16 protein-coding genes are annotated in these 22,388 nt (G+C 66.7%); 6 read left to right on the top strand and 10 right to left on the bottom strand.

Going from position 1 to position 22,388, the window contains the following annotated elements; genetic code table 11:
• Window positions 1–104: 104 nt before the first annotated feature.
• Window positions 105–1,508 (top strand): Nramp family divalent metal transporter, encoded by a 1,404-nt coding sequence (locus Q3866_RS04695; protein WP_301829998.1) that lies wholly within the window; start codon window positions 105–107, stop codon window positions 1,506–1,508.
• 149 nt (window positions 1,509–1,657) lie between these two features.
• Here the strand turns inward: Q3866_RS04695 and polA are convergent, their stop codons facing one another.
• From polA to nth, 3 genes are all read right to left on the bottom strand, one after another.
• Window positions 1,658–4,402 carry a DNA polymerase I gene (gene polA / locus Q3866_RS04690; protein WP_301829996.1) on the bottom strand — a complete coding sequence of 915 codons (2,745 nt, stop codon included), beginning with the start codon at window positions 4,400–4,402 and terminating at the stop codon, window positions 1,658–1,660.
• Between the two features lie 305 nt (window positions 4,403–4,707).
• Window positions 4,708–5,196 carry a hypothetical protein gene (locus tag Q3866_RS04685; protein ID WP_301829995.1) on the bottom strand — a complete coding sequence of 163 codons (489 nt, stop codon included), beginning with the start codon at window positions 5,194–5,196 and terminating at the stop codon, window positions 4,708–4,710.
• A gap of 1,021 nt (window positions 5,197–6,217) precedes the next feature.
• A complete protein-coding gene (gene nth, locus Q3866_RS04680) occupies window positions 6,218–6,877 on the bottom strand; it encodes an endonuclease III (protein ID WP_301829994.1) in 660 nt (219 codons plus the stop codon).
• Between the two features lie 158 nt (window positions 6,878–7,035).
• On the opposite strand from nth, the gene Q3866_RS04675 reads away from it, so the two are divergent.
• Window positions 7,036–7,440 (top strand): hypothetical protein, encoded by a 405-nt coding sequence (locus tag Q3866_RS04675; protein ID WP_301829992.1) that lies wholly within the window; start codon window positions 7,036–7,038, stop codon window positions 7,438–7,440.
• 52 nt (window positions 7,441–7,492) lie between these two features.
• On the opposite strand, the gene Q3866_RS04670 is transcribed toward Q3866_RS04675, so the two are convergent.
• Window positions 7,493–9,031: a polysaccharide deacetylase family protein gene (locus tag Q3866_RS04670; protein ID WP_301829991.1), complete on the bottom strand. Its 1,539-nt coding sequence runs from the start codon at window positions 9,029–9,031 to the stop codon at window positions 7,493–7,495.
• Between the two features lie 358 nt (window positions 9,032–9,389).
• Between Q3866_RS04670 and Q3866_RS04665 the strand changes: the two genes are divergently transcribed.
• Both Q3866_RS04665 and serB read left to right on the top strand, forming a co-directional pair.
• Entirely contained in the window at window positions 9,390–11,477 is a 2,088-nt protein-coding gene (locus Q3866_RS04665) for a glutamine synthetase III (RefSeq protein ID WP_301829990.1), read from the top strand.
• A 279-nt stretch (window positions 11,478–11,756) separates the two neighbouring features.
• Window positions 11,757–12,893 (top strand): phosphoserine phosphatase SerB, encoded by a 1,137-nt coding sequence (gene serB / locus Q3866_RS04660; protein WP_301829989.1) that lies wholly within the window; start codon window positions 11,757–11,759, stop codon window positions 12,891–12,893.
• Between the two features lie 61 nt (window positions 12,894–12,954).
• Here serB and Q3866_RS04655 read toward each other — a convergent pair whose 3' ends face one another.
• The 3 genes from Q3866_RS04655 to Q3866_RS04645 form a co-directional block, all read right to left on the bottom strand.
• Window positions 12,955–13,488 carry an HdeD family acid-resistance protein gene (locus Q3866_RS04655; RefSeq protein ID WP_301829987.1) on the bottom strand — a complete coding sequence of 178 codons (534 nt, stop codon included), beginning with the start codon at window positions 13,486–13,488 and terminating at the stop codon, window positions 12,955–12,957.
• Window positions 13,489–13,697: 209 nt separating this feature from the next.
• Window positions 13,698–14,279: a manganese efflux pump MntP family protein gene (locus Q3866_RS04650; RefSeq protein ID WP_367881367.1), complete on the bottom strand. Its 582-nt coding sequence runs from the start codon at window positions 14,277–14,279 to the stop codon at window positions 13,698–13,700.
• Window positions 14,280–14,485: 206 nt separating this feature from the next.
• A complete protein-coding gene (locus Q3866_RS04645; protein ID WP_301829984.1) occupies window positions 14,486–15,745 on the bottom strand; it encodes an MFS transporter in 1,260 nt (419 codons plus the stop codon).
• Between the two features lie 226 nt (window positions 15,746–15,971).
• Between Q3866_RS04645 and Q3866_RS04640 the strand changes: the two genes are divergently transcribed.
• Window positions 15,972–16,955: a zinc dependent phospholipase C family protein gene (locus Q3866_RS04640; protein ID WP_301829983.1), complete on the top strand. Its 984-nt coding sequence runs from the start codon at window positions 15,972–15,974 to the stop codon at window positions 16,953–16,955.
• A gap of 81 nt (window positions 16,956–17,036) precedes the next feature.
• On the opposite strand, the gene Q3866_RS04635 is transcribed toward Q3866_RS04640, so the two are convergent.
• Entirely contained in the window at window positions 17,037–17,930 is an 894-nt protein-coding gene (locus Q3866_RS04635) for a proline iminopeptidase-family hydrolase (protein WP_301829982.1), read from the bottom strand.
• Window positions 17,931–18,278: 348 nt separating this feature from the next.
• Here Q3866_RS04635 and Q3866_RS04630 point away from each other — a divergent pair, with 348 nt between their 5' ends.
• The gene (locus Q3866_RS04630; protein ID WP_301829980.1) at window positions 18,279–19,961 is read left to right on the top strand and encodes an ABC transporter substrate-binding protein; all 1,683 of its coding nucleotides are present in this window, start codon (window positions 18,279–18,281) and stop codon (window positions 19,959–19,961) included.
• A gap of 139 nt (window positions 19,962–20,100) precedes the next feature.
• Here the strand turns inward: Q3866_RS04630 and Q3866_RS04625 are convergent, their stop codons facing one another.
• Complete coding sequence (locus Q3866_RS04625) at window positions 20,101–21,060, bottom strand: isoaspartyl peptidase/L-asparaginase family protein (RefSeq protein WP_301829977.1); 960 nt, start codon at window positions 21,058–21,060, stop codon at window positions 20,101–20,103.
• Between the two features lie 188 nt (window positions 21,061–21,248).
• Window positions 21,249–22,298, bottom strand: coding sequence for a branched-chain amino acid aminotransferase (locus tag Q3866_RS04620; RefSeq protein WP_293673226.1), 1,050 nt, complete (start codon window positions 22,296–22,298; stop codon window positions 21,249–21,251).
• Window positions 22,299–22,388: the final 90 nt, after the last annotated feature.

Here is a 22,388-nt window from a genome sequence, read left to right as displayed (position 1 = left end):
CCCATCGCACGCGCGCCCCGTGAATTTGCAGGCCTTCGAGTCTAGCGCAAGCCATGCCGTATCCCTATAGTTAGCTTTAGTTAACTTCTAGGAATCGAGGCACCATGGGCGAGAAGAGCACCACGAGCGAGCGGGCCACGAGGGGCGACACGACCGTACGGCCCGCCATGCCCGGCACACGGGGCGACGCGCCCGAACGGCCCGCTGCGCCCGGCACGGGCGATGCCGAGATGGGCGCCCGTTCCACGGGTCGCGGCCGTATCAGGCGGGCCCTGTGGGGCACCCGGCACACGGGGCACACCGGCGGCCTCGACATCCTGCGCTGGATTGGCCCGGGGCTGCTCGTGACCGTGGGCTTCATCGACCCGGGCAACTGGGCCACCAACATGGCGGCGGGGTCGACCTTTGGCTACGCCCTGCTGTGGGTCGTCACCCTCTCTACCCTCATGCTCATCGTCTTGCAGCACAACGTGGCCCACCTGGGCATCGTCACGGGCCAGTGCCTGGCCGAGAGCTGCTCGGCGCACCTTCCCCGCCCGCTGTCGCGCCTCGTGCTCGCGAGCGCCTGGGCGGCCTGCGCCGCCACGATGATGGCCGAGGTCCTGGGCGGCGGCATCGCGCTGCAGATGCTCTGCGGCCTTCCCATCCTGGCCGGCAGCGCGCTCGTGACCATCGTCTCGGCCGTGTTGCTGCTCACCGGCTCCTACGCGCGCGTCGAGCGCGTCATCATCGGGTTCGTCTCGCTCATAGGGCTGGCGTTTCTGGCAGAGATCATGCTGGTGAGGGTCGACTGGCCGGCCACCGCGGTGGGCTGGGTCACGCCGTCCCTGCCCGCGGGCTCGCCCGCGATCATCGTGTCGGTGCTGGGCGCAGTCGTGATGCCGCACAACCTGTTCCTGCACTCGGAGGTCATCCAGAGCCAGCACTTCGAGGGCGCGGGCGACGAGGTCATCCGCGAGCGGCTCGACCACGAGTTCGTCGACACGCTGTTGTCGATGGGGATTGGCTGGGCCATCAACAGCGCCATGGTGATCCTGGCCGCCTCGACCTTCTTCGTGGCGGGCACGCCCGTCGACGACCTCGCGCAGGCGGCTGCCACGCTCGAGCCCATGCTGGGCCCCGCCTCGCGCACGATCTTTGCCCTGGCCCTGCTGCTTGCGGGCGTGTCGAGCTCGGTCACGGCCGGCATGGCGGCGGGCACCGTGAGCGCCGGCATGGCAGGCGAGCCCTACGATATCCGCGACCGCCACAGCTCGGTGGGCGTCGTGGCCTGCTTTGCCGTGGCGCTCGCGGCGATAGCGCTCGTGCCCGACCCCTTCTCGGGCCTCGTGTGGAGCCAGGCGCTGCTGAGCCTCCAACTGCCCATCACGGTGTTCGTGCAGATCTGGCTCACGAGTAGCCCGGCCGTCATGGGCGCCTATGCCAACGGACGTGGCATGCGCGCGCTGCTCGTGTGCCTGGGGCTCGTGGTGGTGGCCCTCAACGCCGTGCTGCTGGCGACGATGTAGGCGGGCGCGGACCTCGCGGCCCTGCTCGCGCCGCGAGTCATGGGCAGGCCGAGCAAGAAGCGGGGCGAAGGCCGCTCGCCCTCGCCCCGCTCGCACGGACCTGGTTGTGGAGGGCGCGCAAGACACGTGCGCCGAGCGCGCGCCCCTCGCTACTTGGCCTCGGCCCAGTTGGTGCCCCAGGAGACCTCGGCCACGAGTGGCACCGAGAGCTCGGCCACGCCCTCCATGGTCTCCTTGACCAGCGCGCTCATGGCGTCGAGCTCGGCGCGCGGCACCTCGAAGTCGAGCTCGTCGTGAATCTGCAGGACGAGCTTGCTTTCCATGCCCTCGTCGCGCATGCGCTCGTCGACCGCGATCATCGCGAGCTTGATGATGTCTGCCGCGGTGCCCTGCATTGGGTGGTTCATGGCCGTGCGCTCGCCAAAGCTGCGCAGGTTGGCGTTGCGCGAGAGGATGTCGGGCAGGTGGCGCTTGCGCCCGTAGAGCGTCGTAGCGAAGACGTTGCGCTTGGCCGCGGCGACCGTGCCGTCAAGGAAGGTGCGCACGCGCGGGTAGGCCTCGAAGTAGCGGTCAATCATCTGCTGGGCCTCCTTGCGCGAGATGCCCAGCGAGGTGGACAGGCCATAGGCCTGCTGGCCATAGACGATGCCAAAGTTAACGGCCTTGGCGCGGCTGCGCATCTCGTGGGTGACCTGCTCGACGGGCACGCCAAACACGCGGGCGGCCGTCTCGGCGTGGAAGTCCTCGCCTTCGCAGAAGGCCGCGATGAGGTGCTCGTCGCCCGAGAGGTGGGCCAGCAGCCTCAGCTCGATCTGCGAGTAGTCGCAGGCCAAGAATACGCAGTCCTCGCCCACCGTGAACGCGGTGCGCACGCGGTGGCCCAGCTCGCTGCGCGTGGGGATGTTCTGCAGGTTGGGGTTGGAGCTCGAGAGGCGCCCGGTGGCCGCCACGGTCTGGTTGAGGCTCGTGTGAATGCGGCCGTCGCCGGCGATGAGGTCGGGCAGGGCGTCGAGGTAGGTGCCGCGGATCTTGGCCTTCTCGCGATAGGCCAGGACGTCCGCCACGACGTCGTAGGTGCGGGCGAGGTCGTCGAGCACCTTGGCGTTGGTGGAGTAGTAGCCGCGCTGGGTCTTCTTGAGGCCCGCGGTGGGCAGGCCCAGCTCGTCGAAGAGCACGCCCGAGAGCTGCATGGGGCTGTCGACGTTGAACTCGTGGCCCGCGAGCTCGAAGATCTTGGCGCGCGTGGCGTCGATGTCGGCGCCGAGTTCGGCGGACTGGGCGGCGAGCACCGCCGGGTCGACGTGCATGCCCATGCGCTCCATGCGCGTGAGCACGCCCACGAGCGGCATCTCAATCGCAGCCATGAGCTTGCTCGAGCCGTCCTTCTCGAGCGCCTCGGAGAGCGGGGCCACGAGGGCGAGGGCCGCCGCGGCGGCGATGGCGGCCGCAGGGCACTTGTCGCTTGCCTCGGGCAGCTCGGCGTCGAGGTACTTCTCGGCCACGTCGGCGATGGCGTAGGCGCCCTTGGACGAGTCGAGCAGGTAGGCGGCCACGCCCACGTCGAAGAGGTTGTCGGGGTCGGTGTCCGCCGGGTCATAGGGACGCCCGTCCGCGACGGAGGCGGGCAGCGACGAGTCGACCGGATAGACGACGTGCATGAGGGCCTTGACGTCTGCACAGGCCACGCGCCAGCCGCGAAGGGCGCGCACGAGAAGCTCGCTCGCTGCGTCGCCACACATGCTTCCGCAGGCCTTCTCGCACGCGAACCAGGCCTCGATCTCGGGCGCAAAGAGCGTGCCCTGCTCGGGCTCGGCGAGCGCCACGCCCACCCACTGGCCGTCTGCGACGGCCTGCTCGAGGGCCGAGACGAGCTCCCCGCCCTCGAGGCGCTCGGGCAGCTCGAGGGCGGGCACGCCGGGGGCGCCCGCGGCGCCGGCGAGCGCCAGCACGCGACCGGTCATGCTCGTGATGCCCAGCGCGCCAAAGGCTTCCCTGACCTCGGCCGGGTCGAACGTGGGGAACTTGGCGTCGGCGAGCTCGATGTCGATGGGCGCGTCGGCGCGAATCGTGGCGACCTTGCGGGAGAGCAGGGCGTCGTCGATGTGGGCGCGCAGGTTCTCGCCCATCTTGCCCTTGACCTCGTCGGCGTGGGCGATGACCTCGTCGAGCGAGCCGTACTGGCAGATGAGGGCGCTCGCCTTCTTGGGGCCGATGCCGGGCACACCGGGGATGTTGTCGGACGTGTCGCCCTTGAGGCCGTAGAAGTCTGGCACGAGCTCGGGTGTGACGCCGTGGTAGAGGTCGTCGACGCTCTCGGGGGTCATGATGTTGACGTCGGAGACGCCCTTGCGGGTGGAGACGACGTTCACGCGCTCGGTGACGAGCTGGTACATGTCGCGGTCGCCAGTGACAAGCAGCATGTCGTAGCCGGCCGCCTCGCCGCGGCGGGCCAGGGTGCCCAGGATGTCGTCGCCCTCCCAGCCCTCGAGCTCGGCCACGGGGACATCCATGTGGCCCAGCAGCTCCTTGATCATGGGGAACTGCTCGTGCAGGATCGGGTCCATGGGTGGGCGCTGCGCCTTGTACTGGGGCAGCATCTCCATGCGCACGCGGGGCTTGCCCTTGTCGAACGCGCAGATGACACCGTCTGGCTGGAACTTCTCGACGAGCTTCACGAACATCGACAGGAAGCCGTAGATGGCGTTGGTGGGGCGGCCGTCGGGCGCGGTCATCGTGGGCGGAATGGCGTGGAAGGCGCGGTGCATGAGCGAGTTGCCGTCGACCACGGCGATGGTGCGACGGGGCTCGCCGGGAGTGGGCGCACCGGCCAGGTCGGCGCTTGTCTCGGCGGTGTCCGTTGCCGGTAGCTGCGCGCTGTTGGTCTCGTCTGCCATGGTGGGTCCTTCCCGTTGGTTTGTTCGCCCACCATTGTACGTGTGCTCGCGGACACGCGGGCCCGAGGCGGGCGGCGTCCATGCTGTGGGGCGCGTGCGAACGGTGTTGTGTGCCTGTTGGGACCATCGAGACTACCTTGCGTGCCTAGCGCGGCAATCCTGACAACTTGCGTGCTCAACGCGACAATATGCGGCTCCCAGAGGGCCAATCTAGTCACGATAAGCACGCAGTCACGCAGGCTAGTCGCGACGGGCACGCAACTTACGAGGTGGATTGCAAGCAAGTCGCATCAGGCACACGACATTCAGCTCGAAGGCGCCCACGGCACGCCATAGGACGAGAGGAGCCGGCCCAGGTAGGCATCGTCTCTTGCCTCGGCAAACGAGAAGCGCGCCACGCGCAGGCCATAGTAGGTGAGACGAGCCTCACGGCGACGCTCGGCAAGCAGCTGGTCCCGTGCGTCGCGGTCGCCCGTCAGCCGCTTGTCGAAGGTCTTGGCACGCCCGTCGAGCTCGCCCGCCACGCACCCCGCGACACCACCGGCCAGCAGCGTTCCCGCGGCCAGGCCGCCCAGGACCTTCTCGGCATCGAGGTCAGCCGGGATCCACAGATAATCGAGACGATACGGTTGCCCCTCGCCCATGGGGTCTGCCACCGGCACCTGCAGCAGCGGCGTCGCAAACCCTAGCTCGAGCATCACGGCACGGGCATATGACTCGCCGCCGTTCTCGCTCAGTCCATCCGCGTTGAGGGCGCAGCGCAGCGCAACCTCGCGGTCTCGGGGCCTCCCCATGCCGCGAAACCCTTCCAGCAGCTCATCATTCGAGCACCCGTCCAGTGCAAGCGCTCGGTCGCACACGCCCAGACCGCGGCGAAAACCCAGCATGCGCGCAGCATCAAAGGCCGTTCGCTCCAAACTCGTTACCCTGATGCCGGCCACCTCCTCGACATCCAGGCCTGACGGCAGGCAAACACGCACAAGGGAGCGCGAGCTTGATGCATGCGCGCATCGGGGCGTCGCGGCATACGGGCGAGCTATGTAGCCGCAAGGCTCGTACAGGCCCCACGCCACCGCAGCCGACGGTCCGCAGAACACGAGCCCGGGGTTCTTAAGCTGTAACGACCGCATGATGCACAGACTTTGGTCGGTTGCGCTAAGTCCATACCAAAGCTTTGGCTGCTCATAGCAGCCAGACGCCGGCGAGACAAGCAGCCCGCGCTTCACCCAGCGATCGAGCGTCCTTCTCGAATTGTGGTCGCGGGCCACAAGACACTGGCCCGCCCGCCGCGCCGCCGCAAGGTGAGACCCGATGCTTTGATTGACCTGCTCGCTAGTCCTTCTCGTGCCCATGGACGCCTCCCCACCCTTTGGAGGAAGCATGACAAATTTGAAGGACGGAAAATCTAACAAATACCTAACAGAGGTCTAACACGCGAGGTAGAGGGCAAGATTTTGCCGAGAAAGACGAAGTGGGCAAAACTGCCGAGCGGCAGGTTTTGAGCCGCAAGCGCGCGATGCGGAACGTCTTCGTCCACCTCTTGTCCGATACGTCCTTCCAGCTGTCACTGTCGCGGTCGCGCCCGTTTATCCAGCCCTGCCGTCTTGCGTGCCCAACGCGACAATCTTCGTTAGATGCGTGTCCAACGCGACAAAACACGGCTCCCAGAGAGGCAATCTAGTCGCGTTAGGCACGCAACCTCTCAGGCTAGCCGCGATAGACACGCACTTCTCGGCCGCTCGTTAATCAGCATGCCTAGAAGCATGCAAATGGCCAGGCCACGCACCCGGAACGCAACCCGCCAACAAATCCCAGCTACTTGCCTACGCTGGGGCAAATGTCTGCCATAGGGCACTCACCGCAGCGCGGGCTCTTGGCCGAGCAGACCTCGCGGCCAAAGCGAATCCACTGGTGGTTGACGTCGCGCCACAGCTCGCGCGGGATGATCTTGAGCAGGTCCTGCTCGGTCTTGAGGGGTTCGGCGGCGTGCGTCTTGGGGCTCAGCGCCAGCCGGTGGGCGATGCGGTTCACGTGGGTGTCGACCGCAATGCCCTCGACGATGCCGAAGCTCACGTTGAGGACGATGTTTGCGGTCTTGCGGCCCACCCCGGGCAGCCGCGTGAGCTCGTCCATCGTGCGGGGCACCTCGCCGCCAAAGTCGGCAACGATCATCTGAGCGGCCTCCACGGCGTGGCGGGCCTTGCTCTTGTAGAAGCCCAGGCTGCGGATGACCTCGCCCACCTCCTCGGGACTCGCGGCGGCAAGCGCCTCGGGCGTGGGCCAGCGATCGAACAGCTCGGGCGTCACCTTGTTGACCTGGGCGTCGGTCGTCTGGGCCGAGAGGAGCACCGAGATGACCAGCCTGAACGGGTTCGTGTGGTCGAGGAAGCACTCGACCGGGCCGTACATCTCGTTCAGGCGGCCACAGAACTCGACTGCCCTCTCCCGCTTCGCAGCGTTCGTCTCGCGCGGCATGGCGGCCTCCTTACGCTCATCCCAAAAATTAAGGCACTCGCCGATGGCAGCAATCCACCCCATACCCGACAGGCAAACCGCTACCTGATACTTGACTCGGGGAGGTGACCATGCGACCAGCCCATTGTACCAACGGCCTCGAGGCTGGCCCGAATGCAATGAGGAACCGCACTTCGAAGCGCGCCCTCAGGGCCTTCGCGATCGCCCTGCTCGCCCTTTGCGTCGTTGGCAGGGTGCCGTCGGAGTGGCTGAGAAGCCCGGTCGCGGCCCTGCCCGCCACCGGGGCCACGCTCCTCACGCTCATCGCCTATGCAAACCTGGCCACCACCATTGTCGCGGTCGAAAAGCACGCCAGCAGCACCCCTGCCAGACGTTGGCTCACGGGCATTGCGATGGCCGTGCTCGAACTGCTTGCGGTCATCGCTCTCACACGGGGCTTTCTCCTGATTCCGAACCTAGACCAGGCGCAGCAGTTAGCGAGGTTCGCCGCAGAGATGGCAGCACTTCTCGCCGCGCTCGCACTCAAGGTCCGCGCACTCACCACAAGCAGACAGCGCCCATGAAAATGGCCGGGCTCGCGAGGCGTTCGCGGGCCCGGCCCAGACGTTCAATCCACTAGTTGCTGCCCGGCATACCGTAGGCCATGAGCTCGTCGATGGTCACGAACTTGTAGCCGGCGGCCTTGAGCTGCGGCAGCGCGATCTTGAGCGCCTCGACCGTCTGCGAGCGGTCGCCGCCGCCGTCGTGCATGAGCACCACGTCGCCCGGCTTGGCCGACAGGATCGCGTCGGCGATCTTCTGCGCGCCCGGGCGCCTCCAATCCTCGGTGTCGATGTTCCAGCCAATCTCGGCGGTGCAGTGGCTCGCGAGCGTCTTGATGATGTCGCCGTGGTAGTTGCCGCCCGGCGCGCGCATCACGTGGGTCACGCTCGTGCCCAGCACGCTCTCGATGGCCTGGAAGCCCTTGTCGACCTCGCTCACCTGCTCGTCGGTACTCATCTTGGTGAGGTCGACGCCGCCGCCCGAGCCGCTCGCGTGGTCATACGTGTGGGTGCCGATCTGGTTGCCCTCGGCCACGATGCGCTTCACGACGTCCGCGTGCTCGTCCACCTGGTTGCCAATCTCGAAGAAGGTGGCGTGGGCGTCGTTCTCCTTGAGGATGTCGAGGATCTCTGACGTGGTGGTGGGCCAGGGGCCGTCATCGAACGTGAGGGCGATGACCTTGTCGTCGCCCGTGTCGGCCGTGTAGACGTGGTAGCCGGTGTCGACGGGCTGCTTGGTGACCTCGGTCACGGTCTTGCCCGAGACCTTGCCGGTCTTGGTGACCTGCTCGCCATCCTCGCCCTCGGAGTAGACGTGGATGGAGCCCGCCCAGTAGAGATTGAACGAGTTCATGTCGTCACCGCTCTCGCCGTGGGCGATGGGCTCGGTGGTCTCGGTGTACTCCTCGTCGACGTCGTTGCCGTCGGCAAAGGTGACGGTCGAGTGGCGCGGTACGGGCGTGGAGGGGTCTGCCGTGGTCGCGCCATTGAGGTTGGCCTCGAAGGGATCGCCGCCGCCCTCGGTGGCCACGGAGCCGTCGACGGCGATGAGGTTGCCGGCCTTAGGGCTCGAGAAGCCTTCGCTGATGAGGTCGCCCAGCGTGGAGCCGGCGCGCACCATGCGCTCGGTGCCGTCGACCGACACACGGTAGATGGGCGGGTTGAAGTAGAGGAACGCACCGCCGCCGGCCAGCGCCGCGATGACGACGAGGACCACCACGAGCATCGGCACGCGGCGCTTGCGCTTGCGCGGGGCACCGGGCACGCCGGCGTTGCGCGCGGGGCGGCCGTGGCCCGTGCCCACCTGCTGGGGCGTGAAGCCCGCGGCGCCGGAGGCGGGGCCGCCCACGTAGGGGTTATTCTCGCCCTGCGGCACGTAGGCGCCACCCTGGGGGACGTAGGCCCCACGCTGGGTGGGCGCGTCGACGCCAGGCTGGGACGCGGGCGCGTGGCCGTAGGCGTCGTCCGTGCTGGCCTGCGGCACGTACTGCGGCGCGTCTCCCGCACCAGGCTGGGGCACGTACTGCGGCGCGTCGCCCTGGGGCGCGCGGTCAACGCGACTCTGATGCCGGAAGTCGCCCGGCTCGGGTGAGGTCTTGAAGTGCTTGCCCATCGAGGGGCCTCCCGTTCGCTGAACATATAGGTAACGTATCTATCCTAGCGCCTGCCCCTCATAAATAGTGGGCGCAAGTAACAGAGGGGACACGTAGCCCGCGCAATCATGGGGCCGAGAAGGGCGCGGTGGCCGAGAAGCGCGACGACTCGCGGGTGTCTCTCTCGCCCACCGCCGCGCGCCAGAAGACCCGTCCCCTTGGCACGCCCTCGCCAACCGTTTGGCAACGCCTCGTTCAAACTTTTGTCGCTTGCGAGAAGTCCGCGCGTTGCCAAGGCTTAATTACGCCGTAATATTGCCTCGTTAGAGTGTTTCGACGTCAGGGATCCAAGTTCTCCAGAAGAGAAAGCGAGTCCACATGGCTTCAAAGGTCACCGAGGAGTACGGCAGCCTGGTGTTCAGCGACTCCGTCATGCGCGAGCGTCTGCCCAAGCCCACCTACAAGGAGCTCTCCCGCGTCATCAAGGAGGGCAAGGCACTCAACCTCGACATCGCCAACGAGGTTGCCCACGCCATGAAGGAATGGGCGCTCGAGAAGGGTGCCACGCACTACACGCACTGGTTCCAGCCGCTCACGGGCATCACGTCCGAGAAGCACGACGCCTTCATGGAGCCCACCGGAGACGGCCGCGCGCTGGAGACCTTCTCCGGCAAGGCCCTCATCCAGGGCGAGCCCGATGCCTCGAGTTTCCCGTCCGGCGGCCTGCGCGCCACGTTCGAGGCCCGCGGCTACACCGCCTGGGACCCCACCTCCCCCGCCTTCATCAAGGACGAGGTGCTGTGCGTCCCCACGGCGTTCATCTCCTACACCGGCGAGGCGCTCGACAAGAAGACGCCGCTGCTGCGCTCCACCGTCGCCCTTGACGAGCAGGCCAAGCGCGTCCTTGCGCTCTTTGGCAAGGACGTCAAAGCCGTGACCACCACCGTGGGCCCCGAGCAGGAGTACTTCCTCATCAAGGAGGAGGACTACGCCGCGCGCCCCGACCTCATCATGTGCGGCCGCACCCTCTTTGGGTGCGAGCCGGTCAAGGGCCAGGAGCTCGAGGAGCACTACTTCGGCGCCATCCGTCCCACCGTGAACGAGTTCATGAAGGAGCTCGACGACGAGCTGTGGAAGCTCGCGGTGCCCGCCAAGACCAAGCACAACGAGGTTGCCCCCTGCCAGCACGAGCTCGCGCCCATCTTCGAGACGAGCTCCAAGGCCATCGACCACAACCTGGTCACCATGGAGAAGATGAAGATCATCGCCTCCCACCACGGCCTGGTGTGCCTGCAGCACGAGAAGCCCTTTGACTACGTCAACGGCTCGGGCAAGCACAACAACTGGTCAATCTCCGCAGACGGCAAGAACCTGCTCGACCCGTCCGACACCCCCGAGGACAACCTGCAGTTCCTCGTCTTCCTCTCGAGTGTCATCGCCGCGGTCGACGACTACCAGGACCTCATGCGCGCAAGCGTCGCCTCGGCCGGCAATGACCACCGTCTGGGTGCCAACGAGGCTCCTCCCGCGATTGTCTCGATCTTCCTGGGCGACGACCTGGCCGCCGTCGTCGACGCGCTCATCAACGACAAGCCCTACTCGAGCCACCCGCGCGAGAAGATGGACCTGGGCGTGCCGCAGCTGGCCGACCTCACCAAGGACAGCACCGACCGCAACCGCACCTCCCCGTTCGCCTTCACGGGCAACAAGTTCGAGTTCCGCATGTGCGGCTCGCAGCAGAACCTGTCCGACCCCAACATGGTGCTGAACACCGCCGTTGCCGAGAAGCTCGACAAGTTCGCCACCGACATGGCCGACGTTGCCGAGTGCGACTTCATCGTCAAGGCCCTCGAGTGGGTCAAGGCCACGCTCACCGCGCACCAGCGCATCATCTTCAACGGCAACGGCTACTCCGACGAGTGGCCCGCCGAGGCCGAGAAGCGCGGCCTGCTCAACATGCGCACCGCGCCCGACGCCCTGCCGTGCCTCATCGACAAGAAGAACCTCGACCTGTTCGAGAAGTACCACGTGGCCTCCCCCGACGAGATGCACGCCCGCTACGTCTCCAAGGCCGAGCAGTACGCCAAGCTCCTCAACATCGAGGCCAACACGATGGTGTACATGACCAAGCACATGTACCTGCCGGCGCTGTTCGACTACTCCGGTGACATCGCCACGACCGTGGCCACGAAGGCCGAGCTTGGCATTGCCGCCAAGGCCGAGAAGGCCCTCGTCCAGACGCTCACGGACGCCATCGACAAGATCACGGACCTCGTCGCCGACCTCGAGCAGAAGAACGCAGCCGCCCAGTCCCTCGACGACCCCACCGAGCAGGACAACGCCTACCGCGACTCCGTCATCCCGGCCATGGACGCCCTGCGCGTCTCCGTCGACGAGATGGAGAAGGTCTGCGGCCACGACTACTGGCCCGTCCCGAGCTACAACAAGATCCTCTTCTACGTGTAGCCCTTCGCGCGCCCGGCACGCCCGGCGCCGCAAGCCGACCGCGGCAACGCCGCATCCCCAGGAGCCTCGCCCCATCGGGCGGGGCTCCTTTCTTTGGAACGGTTTCGCCCGCAGATGGGACAAATTAGCCCGGAGCTTATTTGTCCCACTTTTCCTGGGTTTTGGGACGATAAAGCTCCGGGCTAATTTGTCCCAGGCAGCAAGGCGCCCGCGTCCGGGCTGCTGCGCTACAGTAGAGACATCGTACACGCATACGAGAGGAGCGCCATGGGGGCACGCATGAGGGCCGTTAAGACCGCGGCAGACCAGGAGGAGCTCGCAAGCCTCGCCAGCCAGATCTGGAACGAGTACTGGCCCGCCCTCATCGGCCAGGACCAGACCAACTACATGGTCGAGCAGTTCCAGAGCCTGCCCGCGATCCAACGCGACATGGCGGAGCACGCCTACGAATACTGGTTCGTCATGGACGAGGACGGTCAGACCTGCGGCTACACCGGTGGCCACGTCGAGCCCGAGACCAATCGCTTCTTCATCTCCAAGATCTACCTCAAGAGCAGCTGCCGCGGCCGCCACCTCGCCGCAGATGTCATCTCCTTCTACGTGGGCCTGTGCCGCGAGCGCGGCCTTGCCGCCATGTACCTCACGGTCAACAAGCACAACGAGCTGGGCATCCGCTGCTACCGCGGCCGCGGCTTCGCAGTTATCGACGCGGTGGAGACGAGCATCGGCGAGGGCTTCTTGATGGACGACTACATCATGGAGAAGAAGGTGCCCGCGCTTACGCCCGACGCGCGCCTCATCGTGATGGACATCGACTCCACGCTCATCAACCAGGAGGTCATCGACCTTCTGGGCGAGGAGGCCGGCGTGGGCGAGAAGGTCGCGGACATCACCGAGCGCGCCATGCGCGGCGAGCTCGACTTTGCCGCGGCGCTCACCGAGCGCGTGGGCCTGCTCGCCGGTCTCGACGAAGACGTGTTCGACCGCGCCTACGAGCGCGTGACGTTCACGGAGGGTGCGCTCGAGCTCGTCTCGACCGCCCACGAGCGCGGCTGGAAGGTGGGCGTGGTCTCCGGAGGCTTCCACGAGGTGGCCGACCGCATCGTTGCGGCCGCGGGCATCGACTTCTGCCTGGCAAACCGCCTCGAGGTAGTGGACGGCAAGCTCACGGGCAAGCTGGCCGCGCCCATCGTGACCAAGGACCGCAAGCTCGAGGCCCTCAAGGACTGGGCTAGCGAGCTGGGCATTCCGCTCAAGCGCTGCGTTGCCCTGGGCGACGGCGCCAACGACATCCCCATGATCTTGGCGGCGGGGACGGGCATCGCGTTTTGTGCCAAGCCACGCGTGCGCGAGGCAGCGCCCTACGCCATCGAGGAGCGCGACCTCATGCGCGCTCTCGACATCATCGACCAGTAGCAAACAGGGCGCGCCCGCAAGGACGCGCCCTTCTTACGTGGCGATATGTCGGCCGTCTCCGCTACGGCATCGAGATGCCGGCGACGATCTCGGTGATGCCGTCGAATACGAGGGCCACGCCGGCCACGAGCATCACCAGCTCGGCCATCGTGAAGGGCGAGGCCACCACGACGAGCCCCACGACCACCGTGGCGACACCTAGTGCCATGCGCCAGCCCCAGCCAACGCCCACGACGTGGCGCAGCGCGTTGGCCTCGGTGATGTCGTTGATGCCCGTCACGAGAATCACGACGCCAATGAGCGCGTAGACTACGCTCACGAAGGCGTCGGGCCAGATGACGAGGCAGGCGCCGGGCACGCACTCGAGCAGGCCCATGAACAGGTCTGCCTGCCGCAGCCCCTCGCTGTAGTGGCGCCAGCAGCCCGCGAGCGTGAGGGCGCCCGCGGCGAGCAGCACCCAGCCCACAACGCGAACCACCAGCAGCGTGGCCCCGATGGGGCTCACGAACAGCGCGATGCCCAGGACGAGCAGCGCCACGCCCATGAGGATGACCGTCGTCTTCGTGCGCCTAAAGAACCTCTCGAACCAATCCATGCGAACCTCCTCGCTCTCGCTCACCCTTGGCATACCCATCTGCGGCCAGCCCAAGACATCGGGGACACAGGGACGTGTCTTTTGTCACCTTTTGGCGGGGACAAAAGACACGTCCCTGTGTCTCCGCGCGAAAATGCCCCTCGCCTTCTGCGGGGAAGACGAGGGGCACGAGAAAAGCGGGGCATGGGCCAAGACGGAACTGGCGGCCCCTACGCGAAGAACGCCTTGAGGCCGATGAGCACCAGCACGATGCCGCCGGCGACCTGGGCGCGGTCTCCCAGCACCTCGCCCAGCTTGCGGCCCATGGCAAGCGCCGCGAGGCACAGCACGAACGTCGTGAGGGCGATGATCGAGGCCGCGACCACGATGTTCACCGCCTGGGCGCGCAGGCTCACGCCCACGGCGAAGGCGTCGATCGCAGTGGCGAAGGCCTGGGCGAGGATTGTGACCATCGTGAGGCGCTTGGCCACGGGACCCGCGTGCTCGGCTTCGTCCTCGCCGGGGTGCAGCAGCGCCTCGGCGCCCTCGCGGATCATGTTGCCGCCCACGATGCCCAGAATCACGAGTGTGATGATGCCGGCGTAGCGCTCGATGACCTCGGCCGCGAGGCCTCCCACAAAGTAGCCCAGTAGCGGCATGAGGCCCTGGAACAGGCCAAACATCACGGGCATGAGCACGAGGCGACGCTTGGACTCGCTTGCGTAGACAAACGTGTTGGAGATGGTCACGGCAAAGGCGTCGGCCGAAAGGGCCGCGCCCAGCAAGATGATCTCGAGAAGGCCCAAAGTCATTCTCCCAAGGTTGAGATGCATAACGAGCCGCTATGATACCCCGCTCACAACAGTAAGCGCAGGCAAACATGCACGCCCGGTGAAGACGGCAACATCTGATGTGACAGAGAGGCCCTCCCCCTTCTCGCACAAAAGAAGCGGCGGGGGAGGAACGCGTCCTCCCCCGCCGCAGGCGGTCAACTTATTACGTCAAGCAAACGCGCGTGCTAGGCACGCTCGCCACGCGCATCGGGCAGCGTCAACAGCATCACGAGGCCCACGACGAGCAGTACGCCAATCGACAGCACGCCCAGGCTCGCGTCGCCCGTGAGCGAGGTGATGATGCCCACCAGGAACGTGCCGAACACGCTGGCGTAGCGGCCAAAGATGTCGAAGAAGCCATAGTACTCGTTGCTGTGCTCCTTGGGTACGAGCTTGCCAAAGAAGCTGCGCGAAAGCGCCTGCACGCCGCCCTGGAAGAGGCCCACGAGAATGGCCAGGATCCAGAACTCGACAGCCGTCTTGAGCGCAAAGGCCGCGAACAGCACGATGCCGCAGTACGCGAGCACCGCCACGATGATCATGCGCAGGGTGCCCACCTTGCCGGCGAGCTTGCCGTAGATGATGGCCGACGGGAACGCCACGAACTGCGTCACGAGCAGCGCCAGCACGAGTTGGGTCGAGTCGATGCCCAGGGCCGCGCCATAGCTCGTCGCCATCGAGATGACGGTGTGGACGCCATCGATGTAGAAGAAGAACGCCACCATGTACACGAGCAGCGTGCGGTTCTTGGCGATGCTCCTCATCGTGTCGACGAGGCCCAAGAAGGTGGAGCCCACGATGGTGCCCAGCGTCTCGCCCGGCTCGCGCTCTTTGCCAAAGCGCTGCTTGTAGGTGCGGATGAGCGGCAGGGTAAAAGCGAGCCACCACAGGCCCGTGATCACAAACGACAGGCGCGTGCACAGCATCGTTTCGAGGCCCAGGGCGGGGCCGCCAAAGATGAGGGCGAGGCAGACGATGAACGGCACGGTGGAACCCACGTAGCCCCAGGCATAGCCCGAGCTCGAGACCGTGTCCATGCGCTCGTCGGTCGTGACGTCGGTGAGCATAGCATCATAGAACGTCATGGACGAGTTGAGGCCAATCGTGCACAGCACGTAAGCCACGAGGAACGGCAGTGCCCCCATGGGGATGGCCTGGGCAAAGCACAGCACGAGGCCCGTGAGGAAGAAGCCAATGAAGAACTTGATCTTGTTGCCCGCGTAGTCTGCGAGCGAACCCAGCACGGGCATGAGCAGCGCCACCACAAGCGAGGCGATGGCCTGGGCGTTGGCCCAGGCGCTCACGAGCTCGGCGGCGGAGGCGCCGGTGTTGATCGCGTTGAAGTAGATGGGCACAATCGAGGTGTTGAGCAGCACAAGCGCCGAGTTGCCCACGTCATACATCACCCAGTTGCGCTCGAGCTTGGTGTACTTGGTCTTTGCCATGGGCATCTCCATAACGTTTGTCGTGCGTCGGCGCGGTGCACGCGGCGCGGGTCCCATCCATGGTAGCGGGTTTGGCCGCTTGCCCACGTAAGGTACCCGAAAAGAATCGATGGCCCGCCTTGGCCCGCGAGCGGGCGGCAAGCGGCAGCGAAACGCCCGCAAGACTGTTCTTCTCGCGCACAGACGGGGCATAATGAGATGGACTTAGCGTATGAAAGGACATCCCATGCCCGCACTCATCACCCATCACCTGTTCGGCGAGCGCTCGGCCACCTTGCTTCCCGAGGGCGTCATCACCAGCGAGGAGGAGCTGCTGGCGTTTCTGCTGGGCAACCAGGGCCCCGACCCCTTCTTCTTCCGCATGCTCACCACGCCAGAGCGCGGCTCCGAGGCCCGAGCCCTTGCCCACGAGATGCATGACGGCCACATGACCAGCGCCTTCACCGCCCTGCGCGAGGGCGTAGGGCACCTGCCCGCCGCAGACGCCGGCATTGGCCGCGCGTTTGCCCTGGGCATGCTCTCCCACTACGCGCTCGACCGCGTGGCGCACCCCTTTGTCTACGCGCAGCAGTACGCCATCGTCGAGGCGGCCGACGACCTCTATGACGCGGACGGCGAGGTCCACGCCGTCATCGAGAGCGACCTCGACACCTGGATGCTGTGGAAGCTGCGCCGCGCGACCGTGCACGACTGCCCGCCGGCGTCGGAGCTCGTCCACACCGAGCGCATCTGCCGCGTGGCGGGCGCCCTCATGAGCCAGGTCGCGTGGGAGACGTTTGGCCTCAAGGTGGGCGCGAGCGAGTACGCGGGCGCCGTGGCCGACATGGAGCTGTGCTACCGCTCGATCGAGCCGCACGGCTCGCTGCGCGGCGTGGGGCTGGGCATCATCGAGCGCGCCGTGCGCTCGCACTCGCTGCTGCAGGCCCTCTCCCACCGCGTCTCGACCTCCGACGAGTGCGCCGCGGCCAACCTTGACCACGAGGAGTGGGTGAACCCCTTTACGCGCGTCGCGTCCAACGAGAGCTTCCCCGAGGTGTTCGACCGCGCCCTCAAGGGCTGGCCGACGCTCTCCGAGGCGTTCACGCACGGCGGCGAGGAGCTGCGCGCCGCGGTCGCCGGCCTCAACTACTCCGGCATGCCGCTGGGCGCCGACGAAGCTCCCGAGTCTGCCGACGCTGCCGAGCAGGGCGGCGCGACCGTCGAGGCGTAGCGCGGCGGCGTCAAAACGTGCGCAAACCACAGGAGGGCCCGGCAACCACACGGCTGCCGGGCCCTCCTTTGTCACACTCGCCTACTCGTGGCGCTCGAGAAACTCCTCGACCACGGCGTTGTACTGCTCGACGTGCTCGAGGTGCACGCAGTGGGTGCCTTCGAGCAGGGCCCACTCGGCACCGGGGATGCCATCGGCGACCTGCTTGGCGATGAGCGGGGTGCACTCGTCGGCCGTGCCCGAGGTCACGAGCGTGGGGATGCAGATGTTGGACAGCTGGTCGACCACGCTCCAGTCCTTGAGCTTGCCCGTGAACACGAACTCGCTCATACCCTGCATCGTGTGGTAGACCTCGTCGCCCACGGGGTCGGCGAAGGGCTTGCGCCACTCGACGGGACGCTCGTCCTCGGGCACCGCGGCCACGTGGCGGCGGTAGTACTCGGCGCTCGCAGCCTTGACCTCTGGGCGGTCGTAGTCGCCGTCGACATCTGCCCGGGCAAGCGCCTTCTCCATCTCGCGAGGCAGGTAGGAGCGCAGGCGAAGCGCCTCAGAGAGCCACAGGTGCGCGTCTGCCGGCGAGCTCGCCACCACCATCGACGCCACGCCGCTCGGGCGGTGCGTGGCGTACTGCAGCTCGAGCATGCCGCCCCAGCTCTGGCCCAGCAGGTGCACGTGCTCGAGGCCCAGGTGACGGCGCAGGGCCACGAGCTCCTCCTCGAAGAGCTCGGCGCTCCACATATCTGGGTTGGAGGGCGTCTTGGAGTAGCCGCAGCCAATCTGGTCGTAGTAGATGACCTGGCGGTGGTACTTGCGGGCGAGCTCGTCGAGGGAGCGCAGGTACCAGTGGGTGTTGCCGGGGCCGCCGTGGATGGTGAGCAGGGGCAGGCGCCCCAGGTCGTTCTCGCCCACGATGCGATACCACGTCTTGTATCCGGCAAACGGCATGTACCCCTCGACGACCTTGAGCTCCTCCATGGGTCTCCCTTCCTTCCGCCCGGCCACGCGGGCCGACCCGTCCAATGCCCGGCGCGCACGCGGGCCGTGCGCATCGCCGGCCACGCAACCAGGCTGTAACCATGCCTTGGGTGTGGAGCCATATACTAGCTGCACAACGCACGCAGGCGGGCCGTCCGCCCATTCTGTAACGATGCGATTACAAGGGACCGCGACGCTCTGCTCGCGCTTGAAAATACCCTTATTCATAGTAAGGTAGTAGGAAATAAAAGCAACCCGCCGGAACCAGCGCCCCAGGCGCCGCGCGAAACGGGCCAAGAGCGCCGGCCAGCGCACGTGCGCAGCCGGCACCAGAAAGGATGAGAACCCATGGACGCGAGGAAGCTCCTCTCCACCCCCCTCTCGCGCCGCGGTGTCATCGCGGGCAGCGCCGCCGCGGCCGTCGCCGCACTCGCCGGTTGCAAGAAGGGCGACGACACCGCCGCGCAGGTCGCCACCACCGGCACCGCGGGCGGCACGCTCTCCTACCACATCGAGAATCCCACGGGCATCGAGCCCTACACCCTCGAGGACGAGAACGCCGTGGCCGTGGCGTTCAACCTCTTTGACGCCCTCACCTACTACAACTTCAAGACCGGCGAGCTCGAGGACCTCGTTGCCGAGAGCCACGAGCACAACGACGACGACACCGCCTGGACCTTCCACGTGCGCAAGGGCACCAAGTTTCACGACGGCTCCGAGGTCACGGCCAAGTCGTTTAAGTACGCCTGGAACCGCCTGTGCAACCCGGCCACGTCTGACCAGCCCTCCAACGTCTCTTACCACCTGTCGATGGTGAAGGGCTACGAGGACGTCACCGCAGGTACCGCCACTGAGCTCGCAGGCCTCACCTGCCCCGACGACTACACTTTGGTGGTTGAGCTCGAGCAGCCCTACGCGGACTTCGACTACGTCTGCGCGGCGCCGGTCCTCTCGCCCATTCCCGAGGGCCAGGGTTCGGGCGACGGCTACAAGGACTTTGCCCTGGGGCCCGTGGGCAACGGCCCCTTCAAGATGAAGGGCAGCTGGGTCGACGGCCAGTACGTCGAGACCGAGCGCTTCGAGGACTACACGAATGGAGACGCGCCCAAGGTCGACGGCGTGCGCTTCGCGATCTACCGCGACTCCAACACCGCCTACAAGGAGCTCGACGCGGGCTCGCTCGACTGCTCGCTCGTGCCCATCAACGCCACCAAGCAGGCCAAGGAGAGCTACGGCGAGTCGGCCGACGGCTACACCGCCACGCCCGGTAGCCAGTTCCTGGGCGGCACGATGCTCTACACGCAGTTCCTCTCGTTCAACGTCGACGACCCCGTGATGGGCGACGTGCGCGTGCGCCGCGCCCTGTCGCTGGCCATCAACCGTCAGGCCATCTGCGACGCCATCTACGAGGGCTCGGCCAAGCCGGCAGACGACATCGTCCCCGAGGCCATCGACGGATACCGCGAGGGCGCCTGGAAGTGGGCCGCCTACGACCCCGACCAGGCCGCCCAGTTGCTCGACGAGGCGGGTTACACCGCCGACGCCGACGGCAAGCGCAACCTGTCGTTCAAGCTCATGACCAACGCCGCCAACACGCAGGACGAGTACCAGGCCATCCAGGCCGACTGGCAGAAGCTTGGTCTCGACGTCGAGATCGACAAGGTCGAGTACGCCGCGATGTACCAGTCCTACCTCGACGGCACCTACTCGGTGGGCGCCCGCGCGTGGTATGCGGACTACCCCATCGCCGACAACTACCTCTACCCGCTGTTCCACAAGGGCAACGGCGACAACGTGAGCCACTTTGCGGACGACAAGTACGAGGAGCTCATCGCTACCGCCCGCGCCACGGCCGACCACGACGAGCGCGTGGCCGCGATGCAGGCCGTCGACGACTACGTGGCAGACCTCGTGCCCTACGCGCCGCTCAACTACCGCTCGCTCGCCCGCTGCACCGACAAGCGCGTGGCCGAGCTCACGGTGAGCCCGCAGATCCTGCCGCTGCTGAGCGAGGCCAGCCTCTCCGAGTAGCGAGCACGCCCCGAGACAAGAGCGGCCCCGATGCGGTTGACGCCGCGTCGGGGCCGCTCCGCCGCTCGGGGACAGAGGGACGTGCCTTTTGTCCCCGCTCTCTTTTCAGGAAAGGTGACAAAGGGCTTTGACCCCTTTGTCACACGCCGGTGAAGCGCTGGCCCTCCCAGGCCCAGGCGCGGTTCATCTGGGCGCCGCACGTGTAGCCAATGGCGCCCGCGCCCTCGGCGGGCAGGGCGATGACGCCGCCGTTGCCACCGCGGGCATCGACCGCCTCGAGCATGTGCGCACAGGCCTCGTCAAGCGCCTCGCCGGCCATGCTCACGCGCGCATGCACCTGGTAGGCGGCCACCTCCTGGATGAACGTCTCGCCCGTGCCGGTGCAGCTCACGGCCACGCTCCCGGCATTGGCATAGGTGCCGGCGCCGCACAGGGGCGAGTCGCCCACGCGGCCGCTCACCTGTCCCGTGATGCCGCCGGTCGAGGTGCCGGTCGCGATGTTGCCGCGTGCGTCTCGCGCAACGGCGCCCACGGTGCCATGACGGGTCGCGTCGGCAGCAGCGACGTCGGCCGCGCTGGCACCCGCGGCGTGCAGCTGCTTCCACTCCTCGAGCGCCGCCGCGCGGGCTGGCGTCACAAAATAGGCGTTGTCGACCTGCTCGATCCCCCACTCGTCGAGAAGCGCCGGCGACGGTGCCGAGAAGAGCACGTGCGGTGTGCGCCCCATCACGGCACGGGCCACGTCGATGGGATGCTTGGCCGAGGTAAGGCCGCAGGCGGCGCCCGTCTCGCCATTGCCCAGCATGAGACAAGCGTCGAGCTCGGCCGTGCCGTCGAGCGTGAGGGCCGCACCACGGGCGCAGTTGAAGCACGGGGCCTCCTCCATCACGTGGATGGCTACGATCACGGCGTCGGCGGCCGTGCCCTCGGCCGCAAGCACCGCATAGCCCGCGTCGAGGGCCGCCGCCAGCGCCGCGTTCGTCTCGGCCTTCTGCTCGAGAGTCATCTCGTGCAGGCGCCTGCCCGCGCCGCCGTGGATCACCAGCAGCGGTCCCTCTCCCCCAACGCGCTCGACGTGCACAACGTCGCCCATGCTCATGCGCCTTCCTTTCGTCCTAGGGAGATATGACAAAAGGCACGGCCCTCTGTCATGCCGCCCCTCTTTTCAGAAAAGGTGACAAAGGGCTCTGGCCCCTCCGTCACGCTCCTACAAAACGGGCGGCTCCGTCAACGCACGCGCGCCGGCGGAGCCGCCCAACAAATCAAAGTTCAAACAACCAAGAAGAGCTAGCAGACCTTGAAGACCCAGTTGTGCTTGTCCTCGACGGCGCCGTCCTGGATGCCGGTGAGGGTCTCGCGCAGCTTCTTCATGACCGGGCCGCACTCGACGTGGCCGGCCGGGAAGACGACGGTCTCGTCGGCACCGTAGACCTTGTTGTCGATCTCGCCCACTGGGGAAATGACGGCGGCGGTGCCGCACATGCCGCACTCGGAGAACTTGCCACTCTTGACCTCGGCCCACTCGACCGGGCGCTCGTCGACGACCATGCCGAGGTCCTGGGCAACCTGGACCAGCGAGCGACGGGTGATGGAAGGCAGGATCGAGTCGGTGTGGCTCTTGGGAACGACGAGGGTGTTGCCGTCGACGAACAGCACGTTGGCGCCGCCCGTCTCCTCGACGTAGGTGCGGGTCTCGGAGTCGAGGTAGAGGTTGTCGGCATAGCCGGTGGAGTGGGCCTCGACGGAGGGCTTCAGGCTCATGGCGTAGTTCAGGCCGGCCTTGATGTTGCCGGTGCCGTGGGGCGCGGCGCGGTCGTACTCGGAGACGCGCAGCTTGACGGCCTTGAGGCCACCCTTGTAGTAGGGGCCCACCGGCGTCACGAGGATGCGGAAGGTGTACTCGGGGGCGGGGGCGACACCGATGACGTTGCCGGAGCCAATCATGAACGGGCGGACGTAGAGCGTGGCGCCGGAGCCGAAGGGCGGCACCCAGGCGGCGTTGGCCGTGACGACCTGCTTGACGGCGTCAACGAAGCGGTCGACCGGGAAGGGCGGCATCTCGAGGCGCTGGGCGGAGTCGTACATGCGCTGGGCGTTCTGGTCCGGGCGGAAGCAGACGATGCTGCCGTCAGCGGTGGTGTAGGCCTTGAGGCCCTCGAAGACCTCCTGGCAGTAGTGGAAGATGCCGCCGCACTCGGAGACGTGCATCGTGTGGTCGGTCGTGAGGCCGCCCTCGTCCCACTCGCCGTCCTTCCAGTGGGCCTCATAGCTGTAGTCGGTCTGCATATAGCTGAAGCCGAGGCTGCCCCAGTCCAGGTCCTTCTTCTCAACTGCCATGCTGTAACGCTCCTCACGTACCTTGCCGTTCGTAAAGCGGCACTTCTATGTCGCGGTATCGCCACAGGATAGCCCCGTTATGTTACGGCG

The sequence above is a fragment of the uncultured Parolsenella sp. genome, assembly GCF_958346945.1.
Lineage (GTDB): Bacteria > Actinomycetota > Coriobacteriia > Coriobacteriales > Atopobiaceae > Parolsenella.
The sequence above is the reverse complement of the archived record's forward strand: the minus strand, read 5'-3'. Positions and strand labels throughout refer to the sequence as shown.